This window comes from Rhodococcus sp. NPDC003383 (assembly GCF_053589115.1).
On sequence record NZ_JBSFRG010000025.1, the window covers coordinates 45,160 to 61,670 of the forward strand.

The 16,511-nt window shown below is 68.6% G+C and carries 19 protein-coding genes, 1 tRNA gene and 1 other RNA gene; 13 read left to right on the plus strand and 8 right to left on the minus strand.

Going from position 1 to position 16,511, the window contains the following annotated elements; translation table 11 throughout:
* Positions 1-27 precede the first annotated feature (27 nt).
* The gene (locus tag ACWDTS_RS20460; RefSeq protein ID WP_450118914.1) at positions 28-1,167 is read right to left on the minus strand and encodes an acyl-CoA dehydrogenase family protein; all 1,140 of its coding nucleotides are present in this window, start codon (positions 1,165-1,167) and stop codon (positions 28-30) included.
* A gap of 100 nt (positions 1,168-1,267) precedes the next feature.
* Between ACWDTS_RS20460 and ACWDTS_RS20465 the strand changes: the two genes are divergently transcribed.
* The 4 genes from ACWDTS_RS20465 to ACWDTS_RS20480 all read left to right on the plus strand — a co-directional run bounded on the left by ACWDTS_RS20465 (position 1,268) and on the right by ACWDTS_RS20480 (position 3,986).
* A complete protein-coding gene (locus ACWDTS_RS20465; RefSeq protein WP_248674278.1) occupies positions 1,268-1,843 on the plus strand; it encodes a TetR/AcrR family transcriptional regulator in 576 nt (191 codons plus the stop codon).
* Positions 1,844-2,070: 227 nt separating this feature from the next.
* Entirely contained in the window at positions 2,071-2,625 is a 555-nt protein-coding gene (locus tag ACWDTS_RS20470) for a COG4315 family predicted lipoprotein (RefSeq protein ID WP_450118915.1), read from the plus strand.
* A gap of 225 nt (positions 2,626-2,850) precedes the next feature.
* Positions 2,851-3,435, plus strand: a complete 585-nt coding sequence (locus tag ACWDTS_RS20475; protein ID WP_450118916.1) for a hypothetical protein — start codon at positions 2,851-2,853, stop codon at positions 3,433-3,435.
* The gene (locus ACWDTS_RS20480; protein WP_450118917.1) at positions 3,432-3,986 is read left to right on the plus strand and encodes a hypothetical protein; all 555 of its coding nucleotides are present in this window, start codon (positions 3,432-3,434) and stop codon (positions 3,984-3,986) included. The genes ACWDTS_RS20475 and ACWDTS_RS20480 overlap by 4 nt, the downstream gene beginning before the upstream one ends.
* A 9-nt stretch (positions 3,987-3,995) precedes the next feature.
* On the opposite strand, the gene ACWDTS_RS20485 is transcribed toward ACWDTS_RS20480, so the two are convergent.
* On the minus strand, positions 3,996-4,661 hold the full coding sequence (locus tag ACWDTS_RS20485) for a YoaK family protein (RefSeq protein WP_450109732.1): 666 nt from the start codon (positions 4,659-4,661) through the stop codon (positions 3,996-3,998).
* Between the two features lie 125 nt (positions 4,662-4,786).
* On the opposite strand from ACWDTS_RS20485, the gene ACWDTS_RS20490 reads away from it, so the two are divergent.
* The gene (locus ACWDTS_RS20490) at positions 4,787-5,731 is read left to right on the plus strand and encodes a GmrSD restriction endonuclease domain-containing protein (RefSeq protein ID WP_450109731.1); all 945 of its coding nucleotides are present in this window, start codon (positions 4,787-4,789) and stop codon (positions 5,729-5,731) included.
* 34 nt (positions 5,732-5,765) lie between these two features.
* Here the strand turns inward: ACWDTS_RS20490 and ACWDTS_RS20495 are convergent, their stop codons facing one another.
* On the minus strand, positions 5,766-6,302 hold the full coding sequence (locus tag ACWDTS_RS20495; protein WP_450109730.1) for a signal peptidase II: 537 nt from the start codon (positions 6,300-6,302) through the stop codon (positions 5,766-5,768).
* Between the two features lie 76 nt (positions 6,303-6,378).
* Between ACWDTS_RS20495 and ACWDTS_RS20500 the strand changes: the two genes are divergently transcribed.
* Positions 6,379-6,774: a hypothetical protein gene (locus ACWDTS_RS20500; protein WP_450109729.1), complete on the plus strand. Its 396-nt coding sequence runs from the start codon at positions 6,379-6,381 to the stop codon at positions 6,772-6,774.
* A 67-nt stretch (positions 6,775-6,841) separates the two neighbouring features.
* Here the strand turns inward: ACWDTS_RS20500 and ACWDTS_RS20505 are convergent.
* Positions 6,842-6,929 (minus strand) — tRNA-Ser (locus ACWDTS_RS20505).
* A 117-nt stretch (positions 6,930-7,046) separates the two neighbouring features.
* Here ACWDTS_RS20505 and ffs point away from each other — a divergent pair.
* From ffs to ACWDTS_RS20525, 4 genes are all read left to right on the plus strand, one after another.
* Positions 7,047-7,141: signal recognition particle sRNA small type (gene ffs / locus ACWDTS_RS20510), an RNA gene on the plus strand.
* Between the two features lie 47 nt (positions 7,142-7,188).
* Complete coding sequence (locus ACWDTS_RS20515; RefSeq protein ID WP_450109728.1) at positions 7,189-8,478, plus strand: aminotransferase class I/II-fold pyridoxal phosphate-dependent enzyme; 1,290 nt, start codon at positions 7,189-7,191, stop codon at positions 8,476-8,478.
* 274 nt (positions 8,479-8,752) lie between these two features.
* A complete protein-coding gene (locus ACWDTS_RS20520; RefSeq protein ID WP_248674277.1) occupies positions 8,753-10,177 on the plus strand; it encodes a hypothetical protein in 1,425 nt (474 codons plus the stop codon).
* Positions 10,178-10,198: 21 nt separating this feature from the next.
* A complete protein-coding gene (locus ACWDTS_RS20525) occupies positions 10,199-10,774 on the plus strand; it encodes an HhH-GPD-type base excision DNA repair protein (RefSeq protein WP_450109725.1) in 576 nt (191 codons plus the stop codon).
* Positions 10,775-10,869: 95 nt separating this feature from the next.
* Here ACWDTS_RS20525 and ACWDTS_RS20530 read toward each other — a convergent pair whose 3' ends face one another.
* Positions 10,870-11,388 carry a DUF421 domain-containing protein gene (locus ACWDTS_RS20530; RefSeq protein ID WP_450118918.1) on the minus strand — a complete coding sequence of 173 codons (519 nt, stop codon included), beginning with the start codon at positions 11,386-11,388 and terminating at the stop codon, positions 10,870-10,872.
* Between the two features lie 162 nt (positions 11,389-11,550).
* Here ACWDTS_RS20530 and ACWDTS_RS20535 point away from each other — a divergent pair, with 162 nt between their 5' ends.
* Positions 11,551-12,186 carry a glyoxalase gene (locus ACWDTS_RS20535; RefSeq protein WP_450118919.1) on the plus strand — a complete coding sequence of 212 codons (636 nt, stop codon included), beginning with the start codon at positions 11,551-11,553 and terminating at the stop codon, positions 12,184-12,186.
* Positions 12,187-12,205: 19 nt separating this feature from the next.
* Here ACWDTS_RS20535 and ACWDTS_RS20540 read toward each other — a convergent pair whose 3' ends face one another.
* A complete protein-coding gene (locus tag ACWDTS_RS20540; RefSeq protein WP_450109722.1) occupies positions 12,206-12,976 on the minus strand; it encodes a 2-phosphosulfolactate phosphatase in 771 nt (256 codons plus the stop codon).
* A 129-nt stretch (positions 12,977-13,105) separates the two neighbouring features.
* On the opposite strand from ACWDTS_RS20540, the gene ACWDTS_RS20545 reads away from it, so the two are divergent.
* Positions 13,106-13,684, plus strand: a complete 579-nt coding sequence (locus ACWDTS_RS20545; RefSeq protein ID WP_450118920.1) for an FMN-dependent NADH-azoreductase — start codon at positions 13,106-13,108, stop codon at positions 13,682-13,684.
* 147 nt (positions 13,685-13,831) lie between these two features.
* Positions 13,832-14,194 carry an HPF/RaiA family ribosome-associated protein gene (locus tag ACWDTS_RS20550; protein WP_197254479.1) on the plus strand — a complete coding sequence of 121 codons (363 nt, stop codon included), beginning with the start codon at positions 13,832-13,834 and terminating at the stop codon, positions 14,192-14,194.
* An 84-nt stretch (positions 14,195-14,278) separates the two neighbouring features.
* Here the strand turns inward: ACWDTS_RS20550 and ACWDTS_RS20555 are convergent, their stop codons facing one another.
* Positions 14,279-15,613 carry an ammonium transporter gene (locus ACWDTS_RS20555; protein WP_450118921.1) on the minus strand — a complete coding sequence of 445 codons (1,335 nt, stop codon included), beginning with the start codon at positions 15,611-15,613 and terminating at the stop codon, positions 14,279-14,281.
* Positions 15,614-15,742: 129 nt separating this feature from the next.
* Positions 15,743-16,378 (minus strand): PadR family transcriptional regulator, encoded by a 636-nt coding sequence (locus ACWDTS_RS20560; protein ID WP_450118922.1) that lies wholly within the window; start codon positions 16,376-16,378, stop codon positions 15,743-15,745.
* Positions 16,379-16,511 lie beyond the last annotated feature (133 nt).

A 16,511-nucleotide genomic window follows, 5' to 3' on the forward strand; every position in this document is an offset into this window, starting at 1 on the left:
AGTGGGGCAGTGGGGAGAGGCGGCGGGTCAGCCGGCCAGGTGACGGCTGATGACCAGTCGCTGAATCTGGTTGGTGCCCTCGAAGATCTGGGTGATCTTGGCTTCCCGCATGTACCGCTCGACGCGGAAGTCGCGGGTGTAGCCGTAGCCGCCGAGGACCTGGACGGCGTCGGTGGTGACCTTCATCGCCGCGTCGGTGGCGACGAGCTTGGCGACCGAGGCGTTGCGCGAGTACGGCAGGCCCGCGTCGCGGCGCCGGGCCGCGTCGATGTAGGTGGCACGGGCCGAGTCGACCGCGGCGGCCATGTCGGCGAGCAGGAAGCCGAGACCCTGGTGGTCGATGATCTTGCGGCCGAACGCCGTCCGCTCCTGGGCGTAGGCAACGGCTTCGTCGAGCGCGGCCTGCGCGAGCCCGACCGCGACGGCGGCGATGCCGAGGCGCCCGGAGTCGAGGGCGCTGAAGGCGATCTGCAGACCCTGTCCTTCGGCGCCGAGGCGGCGCTCCTCCGGAACGAACGCGTCGTCGTAGTGCGCCGAGGTGGTGGGGACGGCGTGCAGGCCCATCTTCTCCTCGGGCTTGCCGAAGGTCAGTCCCTCGGTGCCCTTGGGGACGAGGAAGCACGAGATGCCCTTGGAGCCTTCGCCGGTGCGGGCGAACAGGTTGTAGAAGTCGGCGATGCCGCCGTGGGTGATCCACGCCTTCGAGCCGGTGATGCGGTACCCGCCCTCGGTGGCGGTGGCCTTGCAGGCGAGTGCGGCCGCGTCGGAACCGGCCTGCGGTTCGGACAGGCTGTAGGCGCCGATGGTGTTGCCGCCGAGCATGTCCGGCAGCCACTTCTGCTTCTGCTCCTCGGTGCCGAAGGCCATCAGCGGGTGGCAGGCGAGGCTGTGGACGCTGACCGCGACGGCGACCGCGGCCCAGCGGGCGGCGAGTTCCTCGAGAACCTGCAGGTACACCTCGTAGGGCTGGCCACCGCCGCCCCATTCCTCGGGGTACGGCAGGCTCAGCAGCCCGGCCTCGCCGAGGGTGGCGAAGACGCCCTCGGGATAGGTCTCCGTCTTCTCGTGCTCGTCGACGATCGGTGCCAGCACCTTGTCGGCCACGTCGCGGGTGAGCTGGATGAGGTCACGGGCCTCGTCGGTGGGCAAGAGACGGTCGACGGCCACAGGATTCTCCTCGGGGAATACGGAAAGTAGTACTGGGTTCTGCTTCACAGTACTGCCGACCGGGGCGTACTGCAATCAGTCCCCCAGTACTATCGCTCGTATGGATTCCCGCTCGTCCTTCGCCACCGCTCGTCGCACCGAACTGTTCGACGGGCTGGTGGAGCTGTTCCTCGCGGAGGGCTTCGCACATCTGACGCTCGATGCGATCGCTGCGCGCCTCCAATGTTCCAAGTCCACCCTCTACACCCTCGCCGGCAGCAAGGAACAGCTGGTCACGGCGGCGACGGTGCACTTCTTCAAAAGGGCGACCGAACAGGTCGAGGCCAAGGTCGCCGCCGCAGGCGCCGCGGATCGCATCGCCGCATATCTCACGGCCGTCGGTGAGGCGCTCGCCGCAGCCTCGGAGCAGTTCATGAACGACCTCGACGCCTTCGCCCCGGCTCGCGAGGTGTACGAACGCAACACCCGGATCGCTGCCCGCCGCGTCCAGGAACTGATCACCGAGGGCGTCGCCACCGGCGACTTCCGAGGAGTGAACGCGGCCTTCGCCGCCGACCTCGCCGCGACGATGATGGTGCGCATCCAGCAGGGCCGCGTCCGTGCCGCCACCGGGCTCGACGATGCGAGCGCCTACCGCGAACTCGCCTCCATTCTGACAACGGGTGTCACCGCCTGAGGCACAGCGTTCAGCAGGAATCCGGCGGCCGCCGACCGCGCTGTCGCCAGGGCGAAATCTCCTTGCAGTCGGCCCGATCCGCCCCGATGTGACCCTTCCCGGTGAGAGAATCGAACGGACCCACAACAGTGTTTGTCGAGGTCGGCGGAGGGGTGCGTCCGGCAGATTCCGGCCCTGCCTTGCGGTACGCAGGTACGGGCACCGACTGGAAGAAGGACCCGATTCCTATGAACAGATTCGTGCGGAGAAGAGTTGTGCGCGCCGCGACGCCGGTGGCCGTCGCAGCCGTCCTGGTACTGGCCGGTTGCTCCGACAACGGCGACACGGACACCGACAGCGGAGCCTACGACCACGGGACCACGCACACCAGCGACGAGACCCGAACGACGGAAGCCGCCTCTCCTCCACCTGCCGGCGCGGCGGGGGCGGCCCTCGCGGTCGCAGGGTCCGAACTGGGCGACATCATCGTCGACGGCAGCGGGATGACCGTCTACATCTTCGACCAGGACACCCCCGGTTCCGGCACGAGCTCCTGCACCGGACAGTGCCTCGTCGAGTGGCCGCCGGTCCTCACCGATACGACCACCCCGCAGGTCGAGGGCGTCGGCGGGCAGATCGGCACGATTCCCGGACCGGACGGCAAGCAACAGATAACTGTGAACGGATGGCCGATCTACTTCTTCGTCGACGACACCGCCCCCGGCGAGGTCAAAGGCCAGGGAGACGACGGCGTGTGGTGGGTTCTCGACCCCGCCGGCCAGAAGGTGACCACGCCGAATTGATCTCGCCACGAAGTCACCGCGCGGGCCGGGTCGCGCGGTGACTCACCCGCGTCGAATTTCCCACCCGTGTAATGGATTCGGTCAAATGAAGCCGTAAACCGTTCCGTCCGAACCGTTCCCGCGTCGGATCGATCCCTGCGGGACGTCGTGCCGACACGAGGTCGACCCATCACGTTTCCGCCACCGCCTTTCGGGTATCCGCTCGGGGACGAGGAGGTCGACGAGATGCCTGTGTGGGGATGGATCCTGATCGGGGTGCTCGCGGTGATCGCCGTGATCGCCGTCGTCGCCGCGATTGTCGCCGCGCGCGCCGCGCGCGGCCGCACGCGGACGGAGCACCTGAAGGAGCGGTTCGGGCCCGAGTACGAGCGGACCGTCGACGAGGTCGGCGAACGACGTGCCGCCGAGAACGAGCTCGCGGCCCGCGAGAAGAAGCGGGAAGCGCTCGACATCGTGGCGCTCTCGCCCGAAGCACGCGAGAGGTACCAGGAGACCTGGCGGACGGTGCAGACCTCGTTCATCGACGATCCCTCGGGTGCGGTCGGCGCCGCGGACCGGCTCGTCACCGAAGTCATGCGCGAGCGCGGCTACCCGGTCGACGACTTCGACCGGCGCGCGGCCGACATCTCGGTCGATCACCCGACGGTCGTCGAGAACTATCGCGCTGCGCACGGCATCTACCTGACGCAGCAGAACGGCACTGTCCGCACCGAGGACCAGCGCGAGGCGTTCGTGCACTATCGAACGCTCTTCGAATCGCTCCTCGCGCGGGACAACGAGCAGGGCAACCCGAAGGAGGCGCGCGCATGACCACCCAGGAACCGCATCCCGGCAGCACCGAAACGACCGGGGGAGTAGCACCATCGACCGAGGCAGCCGGATCGTCGACCTACCGCACCGACCCGACGACCGGGGAAAGCGCAGTACCGACGGACGCCGGAGTGCCGGCGGACACCCCCGTGTCGACGGGAGAGACGGCCGCGAGGACCGAGAGTGCTGCTCCGCCCGCCGGTGATCTCGGGGCGGCCGGCGATGTCGGTACACCGAGCGCGCAAGCCGAGAGGACCTCCGCGGCGCCCGAATCGGACTCTCGCGACGAACTTTTCGGGCAGGAAGAGTTGTCGGGACTCAGGTCGCGCTGGGACGAGGTCCAGGCCGGTTTCGTCGACGATCCCCGGGAGTGTGTCCGGAAGGCGGACGGTCTGGTGTCCGATGTCGTCGAGCGGCTCACGAGCGGCTTCGCGGACGCGCGGTCGCGGCTCGAGGAGCAGTGGGCCCGAGGCGACGAAGCGTCCACCGAAGATCTCCGGCTCGCGTTGAAGCGCTACCGCGACTTCTTCCAGCGGTTGCTCTCGGTCTGAGCGGACGCTTCACATCGGCCGGGTAGCGGGCTTGTAGGGGAGGTATCTCACCGCGACGGTGAGCGCCCCTGCGGCCGCCGTCGCGATCCACAGCGCGTGCAGACCGAGGGCGCGGTGGGCGAGTGCGCCGAGCACGGCGCCTCCCACAAGCCCGGCCCACAGCCCGAGATACGGCAGGAAGGACCATCGGGGTCCCCCGAACATCGCCGCGGCGACGCGCTGGCCGATCTTGACCAGCGCGCCCGTCATGTAGGTCAGCGCCACGCTGGTTTCGCCGTCGCGCCGGAACACGTTGTTCTCGGCGCCCATCGCCAGGGTCATCGCGATGATCGCCACCGGCGTCCAGCCGAGCGCCGCCGCGACCGCGCCGGCGAACAACAGGGCGGACACCGTCGCCAGGACCGCGAACTTGCGGCTGCGGCGATCCGGGCCGGTGATCTCCGCGACGACGCCGCCGAGTACGACGCCCGCGACGAACAACCCGAGGATCCCCGCGACGAGTGCGGCCTGCGACCAATGTCCGTCGGCGATACCCACGGACATGCGGGTGGAGTTACCGCTCATGAAGGAGACGAACACCCCGCCGAGCGTGACGAAACCGAGGGCGTCGACGAATCCCGCGAGGGAGGACAGGGCGATTGCCAAGCCCTGGAGTTTCCTGTCGTATCCGACCACTCCCCAAATGCTAATGATTCGGTGGGTGTGCGACGTGCCACGCCTCCGATTTTGCTTACCTCGTGCAACGAGGCAGTGTGGTCGGGCGACAGTCCACGGATCCATCCCGACCAGGAGTATTTCGAGTGACCGGCCGATCGGCGACCTTCAACCGGGGCGGCCGGCTCGTTGCCGCCGTCGCCGCGATTGCAACCCTTACGGGATGCGGCGTGACCGCAGACCCCACGACCGCGACCGTCTCCCGATCGGCGCCGGTCACCGCCGCCCCCGCACCCACCGACTCCGAACCTCAGCCGAGCGGAGCCTCCACGTCCGAGGCGACGGCGGCGCTGGCGGTCCTGGCGCAACTGCCGATCAAGGGCCGCGCACCGAAGAGTGGTTACGACCGCGAGCTGTTCGGGCAGGCGTGGAGCGACGACGTCGACGTCGACGGCGGCCACAACGGCTGCGACACTCGCAACGACATCCTGCGCCGCGACCTCGTCGACATCGAGTTCAAGCCGGGTACCCGCGACTGCGTCGTCCTGTCGGGCACCCTGCACGATGCCTACACCGGCACGACGATCCCGTTCACCCGCGGCCAGGGAACGTCGGAGGCCGTGCAGATCGACCATGTCGTCGCGTTGTCGGACGCCTGGCAGAAGGGCGCGCAGCAACTCGACGCGCAGACCCGCGTGGACTTCGCGAACGATCCGCGCAACCTCCAGGCCGTCGACGGCCCGACGAACCAGAAGAAGAGCGACGGTGATGCCGCCACCTGGCTGCCGCCGAACCGCGCGTACCGGTGCACCTATGTGGCACGGCAGGTCCAGGTGAAGGCGGCGTACGGGCTGTGGGTGACGCAGGCCGAACACGACGCGATCGCGCGGGTGCTGTCCGAGTGCGACGGAGCCGCGGCATCCGAACCGGTTGCGACGCAGACTCCCGAGCCTTCCGTCCCGGCGTCGACCGGTGTGTACTTCGCGAACTGTGCCGCGGCCCGCGCGGCCGGAGCGGCACCGCTGTATGCCGGACAACCCGGCTACCGCCCGGAGATGGACGGCGACCGCGACGGGGTTGCCTGCGAGTAGCCGGAACTGCTGTGGCAGAGCAGTTTCCGCGAGATCAGCCCGCGGAGACGGCTGCCGGACGTGCCTGCATGCCCAGCAGGGTCAGGACCGTCAGGAAGGCCGCGCCGCCGACGATGGCGATGTCGGCGACATTGCCGACGAACCACTTGTTGTAGGCGATGAAGTCGACGACGTGCCCGCGAGCGAACCCGGGCGCGCGGAACAGGCGATCACCCAGGTGGCTCGTGACGCCGCCGAGCAGCGCGCCGACGCCGAGCGCCCATGCAGGAGAGAGGGTTCGCGCCGCCAGCACGGTGAGGGCGACGACCGCGACGCCCGCGACCACGGTCAGCACCCAGGTGGAGTCGGCGCCGAGCCCGAATGCCGCGCCGGGGTTGTAGACGAGCCGCCACTCGAGGAATTCGCCGACGACGGGCGTCGAGACGCCCGGGGACACGGTCGATTCCGCCCACCACTTGCTGAGCTGGTCGGCGACGACGACGCCGGTTGCCAACGCGAGGATCCAGGGCAGGAATCGGGAGGTCGACGGCACGGCGTCATCGTTCCCGATCCGCGGCACGATTGCGAGCATCGGGTTCCTCGAGGTGGGACGGTCGACCCGGCGTGTCCGGGCCCGTCGGGAGACCGGAGGAAGCGACCATGACTGTATGGAGCCTGAGCCGCGCCTTCACCTGACCACCGGCGGTCCGGTCGACGACCCTGTTCTGCCCGAGGACTGGCAGCCCTCCGACGACGCGATGCTCGCGCTGTCGATCGCCCTCGACATCGATGTGAACGCGGCGACGGTGCAGTTTCTCGACCGGTATCGGGGCCGCCGCCTGTCGGAGGCGACCCCCGAGGGGGCACCGAGGACGTCGTGGCTCGGTCTGTGGTGCATCGCCCTCGTCCTCGAGGACGGCCGCCGTCAGGAGGTGTTCCGTCGCCAGCTGCGGGCGACGAGGGAGCAGATCGAGGCGGCCCGCGAGATCGGTGAGCAGCTTGCTTCGGTGCCGGCACCGGCACCGGCCGGCGGGCTGCGGCTGGTGCCGCGAGCAGAGCACTGACCCGCGGTGCACCGCGAAAAGGAAAACGCCCGTGACCTGCATTTCTGCCGGTCACGGGCGTTTCCCGTGGCGGAGGATAGGGGATTTGAACCCCTGAGGGCGTTAACCCAACCCGCGTTCCAGGCGAGCGCCATAGGCCACTAGGCGAATCCTCCGTGGGGAAGCATACCGAACACTCCGCGATTCTTGCCAAACGAGCAGGTGGCGGTGACTTTTCTCGGGGTCGCCTCGGGGCGATTCCACGCCTGGGTGGCATGTCCTCTACACTTGCCGATGGATCCCGCGCGGCGCGCATCCTGTGAACTCCCCCAGGGCCGGAAGGCAGCAAGGGTCAACGGGCTCTGCCGGGTGCGCGGGGTCCCCTTAGTCTCCGCCGATGCCCGTGTCGCCGTGCACGGTGAAAGGTTCTTCCGCATGCCTGTCCAAACCCAGATCGGGTTGATGAGCCATGAGGAACTCGTTGCAGAGCACGAGCGCCAGTCCGCCAATTACGACCGGCTGAAGACCGAGAAGCTCACGCTGGACCTGACCCGCGGCAAGCCGTCCCCCGAACAGCTCGACCTCTCCGCAGAGCTGCTGTCGCTGCCGGGCGAGGGCGACTACCGCGACGGAAGCGGCACCGACTGCCGCAACTACGGCGGCCTCACCGGCCTGCCGGAGCTGCGCGCGATCTTCGCCGAGCTGCTGAACATCCCGGTCGAGAACCTCGTCGCCGGTAACAACGCGAGCCTCGAGATCATGCACGACCTGATCGTCGCGTCGCTGCTGCACGGCACCGTCGGTTCGCCGCGTCCGTGGTCGCAGGAACCGGTCGTCAAGTTCCTGTGCCCGGCCCCCGGCTACGACCGTCACTTCGCGATCACCGAGTCCTACGGCATCGAGATGATCCCGGTGCCGCTGCGTGACGACGGTCCGGACACCCACCTCATCGCCGAGCTGGTCGCCGCGGATCCACAGATCAAGGGCATGTGGACGGTACCGACGTACTCGAACCCGACCGGTGCCGTCTACTCCCTGGACGTCGCCCGCGCGCTGGTGTCGATGCCCACCGCGGCTCCCGACTTCCGGATCTTCTGGGACAATGCCTACGCGGTGCACCCCCTCGTCGAGGACTGCGCGCCGGCCATCGACATCCTCGGCCTCGCCGCCGAGGCCGGGAACCCGGACCGGATCTTCGCGCTCGCCTCGACCTCGAAGATCACCTTCGCCGGTTCGGGCGTCAGCTTCTTCGGGGCGTCCGCCGCCAACCTGGCCTGGTACCAGAAGTTCCTGGGCATCAAGACGATCGGCCCGGACAAGATCAACCAGCTGCGGCACCTGCGGTTCTTCGGCGACGCCGACGGCGTGCGTGCCCACATGGCCAAGCATCGCGAGATCCTCGCGCCGAAGTTCGCGCTGGTGCTGCGCATCCTCGAGGATCGTCTCGGCGCGTCGAAGGTCGCGTCCTGGACCGAACCCAAGGGCGGCTACTTCATCAGCCTCGACGTCGTCGAGGGCACCGCGAAGCGGGTCATCGCGCTGGCGAAGGACGCCGGCATCGCGCTGACCGGCGCCGGATCGGCGTTCCCCTACAAGAACGACCCCGACGACAAGAACATCCGGCTCGCGCCGAGCTTCCCGTCGCTCGACGAACTGGCCAAGGCCATGGACGGCGTCGCCACGTGCGTGCTGCTCGCCGCCACGGAGAAGGCCCTCGCCGGCTGAGCGAGCCACCGGCTTCCTTCCGCCGTCGCACCCGAACCGGGTGCGGCGGCGGTTGCTTTCCCGGGTGTCCGTCCGTTTCGAGCGAGTTGTGCCCAGGCTGTGGACAAATCTGTGGACAACCCGTGGACCGACGGTGGACCGGCCGTGGACAACTCCCCGACACAGGGCTGTGACCTCGGAAAATATCCGGAATGGGCTTTTTCCACAGGAGATGCCATACTGCCCGATCAGGGTCGCCGCGAGTTCCGCGGCGGGTTCGGAAGTGGTGAGTGTGATGGAATACCGCGCTCTCGTGAAATCCGGAGCCGGCGCAACCGCCGTCGCGTCCGTTACGGGATGCCACGGCGTGCTCGATGTCTTTCTCCTGGCGCTCGATATCGACGCCTCGACGGTCCCGCGACCTCCTGTTCCGCCCGCCGCGGCGGTCGATCCGTTCCTGCCCGCGCGGATCGGAGCGAACCCCGCCAGCGATCACGGTGTCCGTCCGGCAGTTCTGCTCGCGTACCGGCACATCGTCGATCGCACACGACCCGAGGTGTCGTTCGGCGTCTCGACCGGGGCGCTGCGGGCGGGCTCGTCGGCTCGTCCGTTCGTCGGCGCTCCCGCGACCTGTGCGTCGTTGTGGGAGATCCCGGGACACGGACTCGTGCTCGCGTTGGAGACACTGACCGACAAGCCCTCCCTCGTCGGCCGGCGTATCGATCCACTGCAGGACCGTGAGGGGAAGGGTTTCCGGCCCACCGTCGACGGATTCCTCGCCCCGTTCGAGCTGACGTCGTCGGCTTCTCTCGAAGATCTGTTCCCCGGGATCAACCGGATGATGCCCGTCCCCGCGACCTACCGGCCGCTGCCCGAGATCGTCGTGCACCGGCATCGCGGGGTCGGCGATCGCAAGGTCGTCGAGGCGCTGATGGTGGAGATCGTGTCGAGTGGGGGCGAGCGGGTACGCGACCTCGTCGACGGCAACGCGACCGGATCTCGCGTCCGGGCCACTGCCCGCGCGTGGGGTGTGGTGTGGCGGTGGGATCGGGTTCAGCTCGTCGAGGCGCCCGCACAACCCGGCGCCGCGATCGCGGTGCGGGAGGACTGCGGCGCCGTGCTGCTCGATCTCGAGGCGACCTCGGTGGACAGCGACTACACGACTCACGGAACCGGGGACATGATCTTCGGGCTGCTGCCGTGGGTCGCGATGCGGGCGAACTGCTCGCGGGACTTCTGGAAGATGCTCGCGCACCTGCGTAACCACGAGGATCTCGACGGTGATCGGCTCCGTGCCGCGCTCGACGACGTCGCCGCGATGCAGGCCCGCAAGATGGAGCGGGCACTGCTGCGCAAGGAATCGATACACGACGACCGGTTCCATTCGTGGACACAGCCGACGCAGCTGCGGTCGCTGCTGGTGCGCCGCGTGGCCGACGACATCGCCGCCCTCGACGGAGAACTCGCCGAGGCGGCCGAGGTGATCGAGCACGCGGTACGACGCAGCGTGGAACTGCGCGGTCAGCGGCACTCGCGGCTCGCCCGCGGATGGTCCGCGGCGGCATCGGTCATCGCGGTCGTCGCATTGTTCGCGGCTCTCGCAGCGGTTCCCGCCGAATCGGAACCGACGCTGTTCCCGCACTGGCTGTACGCCTTCAGCGCCACGCTGGCGCTCACCGTCGTCGCGATCGCCGTCGCCGTACTGTGGCGACGGCGATAACGGGCAGGGCATGATCAACCCATGGCATCGACGCTGAATCTGGTCGGGGACCCGGACGCCGACGCGCTGCTCGCCTCCGACCCGCTGGCACTGCTCATCGGCATGCTCCTCGACCAGCAGGTTCCGATGGAGACGGCCTTCGCCGGCCCGAAGAAGCTCGTCGACCGGCTCGGCAGTCTCGACGTGCACGCGATCGCGGAAGCCGATCCCGACGACTTCGTCACCGTCTGCGCGCAACCCCCGGCCGTGCACCGGTTCCCGAAGTCGATGGCACAGCGGATCCAGGCCCTGTGCGCCGCGATCGTCGACGAATACGACGGCGATGTGTCGGCCATCTGGACGTCGGGAGATCCTGACGGCAAGCAGGTCCTGAAGCGGTTGAAGGCGCTGCCCGGCTACGGCGACCAGAAGGCTCGCATCTTCCTGGCGCTGCTCGGCAAGCAGATGGGTGTGCAGCCGGCGGGTTGGCGCGAGGCCGCCGGCGACTACGGCCAGGAGGGATCCCGCCGATCCATCGCCGACGTCGTCGACGAGAAGTCGCTGCAGGAGGTGCGCGAGTTCAAGAAGTCGGCGAAGGCGGCGGCCAAGAAGGGCTAGCGTCCGGTCCATCAACCCCCTTCTCTTCCGAGCGAGCGGTACATTCGGTCGGTTGAAGGAGACGGGTGTACCGCTCGCTCGGAAACGGGGAAGGTTCACACCCGTGGCCCCTCCGGCGGCTCGACGGTTCCGGCGCCCGACCTCGGGATGATGCTGATCATCCCGTTCGGTTCGAGATAGGCGCGGGCGACCTCGTCCGCATCGGAGATGCCGTGCAACCGGAGTTGCGACAGCACTTCCTGTTCCGTCATGAACTCGCGACGCAACGCCCGGCGATTGAACTGACCGTCGGTGATGAGGGGCCGCGGCCGGGATTTGACGAGTCGTGCCAGACGCGGCCACCGATATGCGGCCGCGTCGATACCGACGCTGCAGAACAACATGGTGGCCGCGACCACCAGTCCGTCGCCGACCGACTGGGCATCGGCCATCATCCCGGCTCCTGCCGCGTCGGCAACAAGTACGACCACGAGAAGATCGGTCAGGCCGATGCCGCCGGATTCGCGTTGACCGATGATCCGGAGCAGCACCATCAGTGCGAGGAAGGTGATGACTCCCCGGGTGATCAGTTCCACGGTCGGCATGCTGGGCATCAAGGTCGTGGTCCAGTCCATGGGTCCTCCCGCAGTTCCGGTGACAGGTGCCGTATCGATGGTGTCCACGACTGCGTGAGCGTGTGGCCTGTTCGGACGGGATCGGTCCGCGGGACGACGGCCGGACGAACCGGTCAGGAATCGAGAAGCCCGCGGCGCCCCTCGGTTCCTACCGTGGTGGACATGACGACCACAACAGCACCCACCACGTCCATCACATCCGTCACGCTCGAGGTCGCCGACGTCGACGCCGCGCGTCGCTTCTACAAGGCGTTCGGGGTCGACTCCTGCATCCGACTTCGGGAGACCGCCGAAAACACCTCCGGTTTCCGGGGGTTCACGCTTGCACTGACGGTCTCCGGCCCCGCGACCGTCGACGCATTCCTCGACGCCGCCATCGATGCCGGCGCCGAGGTGACCAAACCGGCGGCGAAGTCCCTCTGGGGCTACGGCGGGTCCGTCCAGGCGCCGGACGGCACGATCTGGAAGATCGCGACGTCGGCGAAGAAGGACACCGGCCCCGCCACCCGCAACATCGACGAGTTCGTCCTGCTGCTCGGTGTCGACGACGTGAAGGTCGCCAAGAAGTTCTACGTCGAGCGCGGACTCGTCGCCGGCAGGAGCTTCGGTGGCAGGTACGCCGAATTCGTCTCCGACGCATCGAGTCCCGTCACGCTCGCGCTGTACAAGCGCCGGGGTCTGGCAAAGCTTCTCGGGGTTCCGGCCGACGGCACCGGTTCGCATCGCATCGTCATCGGCTGCACCGCAGAAGGATTCGTCGATCCGGACGGTTACGTCTGGGAGGCTGTCGTGGGTTGAGGGCCTGCATCCGCAGGTCTCAGGTTCGCGCTGCGTCGACGAATCGCTCGTCGCGCAGGACCGGGACGGACTCGCTCCGCCCGACCTCCGCCGCGACCGCGACGTCGCCGGCGTAACCGGCGGCGATCAGTTCGCGCCCCGACGCGCAGTCGTGCAGCGCATCGGCGACCCGCTCCGACACCGTCGCCCAGGCGTCCGCCGCGACCTGCGCCTCCGGCGACCGCGGGCCGTGAACGGAGAGCCCGGCGATCACGGCTCCGGCGCCCCACAGGTCCTCGATAGCCGGACGGAGGGATCCATCGGGCCACTTCTCCCCGCCGGCGACGACCGCGACTACCGATCCCGGGTGGTTCCGGTCGATCCACCGGGCCACGGCGCCGGCATTGCGGAGCGACGCGGCGACGCACAGCGGCGCCGACCTACCGAGTTCGTACGCGATCGACGATCCGTTCGGGGACGGCAGCACGAGCCGCTCGAGCCCGGTGGCCGCGCGAATCGTGGCAGGGGACAGGCTGACCGCGCCCGGACCGGCTGCTCGACGACCGATGGCGAGCGCCGCGTCGCGTTCGGCCGCATAAGCGGCGGCACCGTCGTCGTTCCAGCGGTACGGGAACACCTCCACGCCTCGGTCGAGTGCGACGGACAGGGTCGTGGTGAACGACAGCACGTCGACGACCACCGCGATGTCGGCGCTGCTTGTGATGTCGACACCGCCCGCGACGGCCGCGGCTCCCGGCAGGCCCCACTCGAATCGGACGCCGAAGTCGCGTTGCGTGTGTGCCGGATTCATCCGGTCAGCGTGCCACAGCACCGCTGTGATCGCGGATACCGATGCGGCGGAATCGTATCCGCGTGGGGCTCAGTCATCCGCTGAGACGATCGAGGGGAAGGATGGCTGGAGCCCGAGCGGATATGCGAATTGTTTCGTCCCCTGTTTGCCGAGACGTGGCGTGGCCTCGGTGACGATCACACCGTCGTCCGCCGCGATCTGCACCGAGAGCCGCTGCCGCACCTGACCGACGCGGCGCGTCTGCGCGTGGACGGCGAAGCCTCCGATGCCGCGGCGGAGAAGCTGCAGGCCGAGCTGATCGCGGAGGTAGCGGCCGCGGACGTCGTCGTGATCGGTGCCCCGATGTACAACTGGTCGCTGCCGTCGACGCTGAAGGCGTGGATCGACTACATCCACGTTCTCGGAACCACGGTTCCGTTCGACAACCCGGACCGCCCGTTCGCAGGCAAGCCCGTCGTGATCGTGTCGAGCCGGGGCAACACGTACGCGCCCGGCACGCCGGGGGAGGGCACCGACCACACGGTTCCGCCGCTGCAGCAGGTTCTCGGTGTGTCGCTTGGAATGGCCGTCGAGGTGGTAACCGCCGAACTCACTCTCGCCGACCGGCTGGCACCGCTCGCTCCGCTTGCCGGGCAGGCGAAGGAAAGCCGCTCCGCCGCAGAGGAATCCGTGCGCACCCTGGCGATCGAACTGGGCTCCCGGGCGTGACGCTGTCCGGTTCGGGACGTCCGGCGCCGGTGGGCCGGACACGACCGGCCGGAGATTTGCCGAACCCCCTCGTATCGGGTGTGATCGAAGTGGGTACTACGCCGAGGCGGGTCACCGTCCCGGCGCGCCCGAAAAGGAGGGATAACCATGCAGGTCCAGCTCAACAAGGACGGCAACATCCAGGTCGACGAGGACATCGTCCGCAGGCTGGAAGGTGAAGTGGAGTCCGCTCTCGAGCGCTTCGGCGATCGGATCACCCGCGTCGAGGTCCATCTCGGCGACGAGAACGCCGCGAAGACCGGCGTCGACGACAAGCGCTGCGTGCTCGAGGCCCGCGTCGCAGGTCAGCAGCCGATCGCGGTCACCCACCACGCCGGTTCGGTGAAGGAAGCCTTCGACGGTGCCGTCGGCCGCCTGCAGAAGCAGCTCGACTCCCGGCTCGGTCGCTCCGGCAACCACAAGGGCGGACCGTCCATCCGTCACATGCCGGTCGACAAGGACGCACTCTGATCCGACCACCGCGCGCATGACGACGATCGCCCCACCGCACACAGCGGTGGGGCGATCGTCGTTCCGGGTCCGGCCGGAAGCCGGTCACTTCTGGGGCTGTTCGTCCTGTTTTTCCCGGCGAAGGTCGCGGGGCGGGATCGAGAAGGGGGAGTGTGCCGCGGCGCCCCCACCGATCGGTCCGTGCCCGACGACGCCGTGCTCGTACGCGGATTCGGCGTGCAGGGCGAGGTCGATGCCCGTCGACTCGGCCTCCCGGTCCACACGGAACCCGAAGAACCGGTCGATCACCTTGCCCAGGGCGTAGGTGACCCCGAACGCGTAGAGGCCGACCACCGCGACCGCGAGGATCTGCTTGCCGAGCTGGGCGAGGCCGCCGCCGTAGAACAGGCCGGTCGGGCCGTCGGTCATCACCGCGGTCGCGAGCAGTCCGATGAGGATGGTGCCTACGATGCCACCCACGAGGTGCACGCCGACGACGTCGAGCGAGTCGTCGTAACCGAGCCGGAACTTCCAGCCCACCGCGAACGAGCAGACCACACCCGCAACCGCGCCGACGACGACCGCGCCCATCACCCCGACGGTGCCGCACGCCGGGGTGATCGCGACCAGACCGGCGACGACGCCGGAGGCCGCACCGAACGTGGTGGGGTGTCCGTCGCGGCGCTGTTCGACGAACAGCCAGCCGAGCATGCCGGTGCACCCCGCGACGAGCGTGTTGAGGAAGATCGCGGCGGCCTTGCCGTCTGCTGCCAGCGCCGAGCCCGCATTGAATCCGAACCAGCCGAACCACAGCAGGCCGACGCCGAGCAGCACCAGCGGAAGATTGTGTGGTCGCATCGAATCGAGTTTGAAACCGAGACGCGGGCCGAGAACCATGGCCAGTGCCAGGCCGGATGCGCCGGAGACGATTTCGACGACGAGCCCGCCCGCGTAGTCCAGTGCGCCGAGCCGCGCGATCCAGCCGTCCGGTCCCCAGACCCAGTGCGCCACCGGCACATATACGAGCAGGGACCAGACCGGCACGAACAGCATCCACGCGGAGAACTTGGCGCGGTCGGCGATCGCGCCGCTGACGAGTGCTGCGGTGAGGATCGCGAAGGTGAGCTGGAACGTGGCGAACAGGATCTCCGGGATCTGTCCGTGGACGGTGGTCGGGGAGATGCCGCTCATCCCGAGGTGGGAGAGCCCGCCGAGCAGGCCGCCGCCGAGGTCGTCGTCGAAGGTGAGGCTGTAGCCGGCGATCAGCCAGGTCACCGTCACCAGCGGGATCGAGACGAAACTCATCATGATCATGTTGAGCACGCCGGTGGACCGCACCATGCCGCCGTAGAACAGCGCGAGACCCGGGGTCATCAGCAGGACGAGGGCGGTGCTTGCCAGCAACCACGCGGTGGCACCGGCATCGATTGTCGAGGGCACGAGCGAATCTCCTCACGGGCACTGAATCTCAATGCACCGGGATTCGACGATCCGACCGTGGCGTTTCCTCCGAGGGGCGGTGGTGTTGCGAACGCGTTACGGAAATCTCACCCGCCGTATTTATGTCCGTTATGCGTCGTCCGACGCTTTCGGAGCGGGGCCTTCGGCGAGGAGCAGGTAGAGCGCGCGTCGCGCGTCGGCCAGGATGTCGCGGGCCGCGGCGATCTGTTCGTCGGTGCCGCTGACGGCGACCGAGCGTGCGGCGTGATGGACCTCGGCCAGCGCGCTCCGCAGATCGGGCGTGTCCGCCGAGGTCGCGAATCCCGCGAACGGGTCGGTGACCGCGGAGGCCGGGTCTTCGAGGTAGCGGCGTCCGGCGTCGGTGAGCGAGGCGAGCTTGCGTCCGCCGTCGACCTCGACGTGGACGAGGCCTTCGTCCTCGAGCTGGGAGATGGTCGGGTAGACCGCACCCGGGCTGGGACGCCAGGTTCCGCCCGTGCGCTCGGTGATGGCCTGCATCAGCTGGTAGCCGTGCATGGGCTGCTCGGCCAGCAGGATCAGGGTGGCGGCGCGGACGTCGCCGCGCTGGGCGCGCCCGCGATGGCGTCGGCCGCCCCGGGCCTCTCCGCCGCCGCGATGCGGGCGGGGTCCGCCGAAGGGATGCTCGCCGCGCCGGGGTCCGTCGCCGCGGCGCCGGCCGCGGTGGAATTCGCCATCCGGGGTGCTGTGTCGGCGCTGTCCGCCGAAGTGTCGTTCGTTGCGCATTGTGTACGCCCTTTCTGTTTGTTCGACACCATCAAGATAGAACGCGATATATCGTTAACGCAAGCGTCGGGAGTGTGTGGTCTCGATCACGGACCGTCTCCACCTGCCCGGACCGCCCGGTGGCGACCACTCG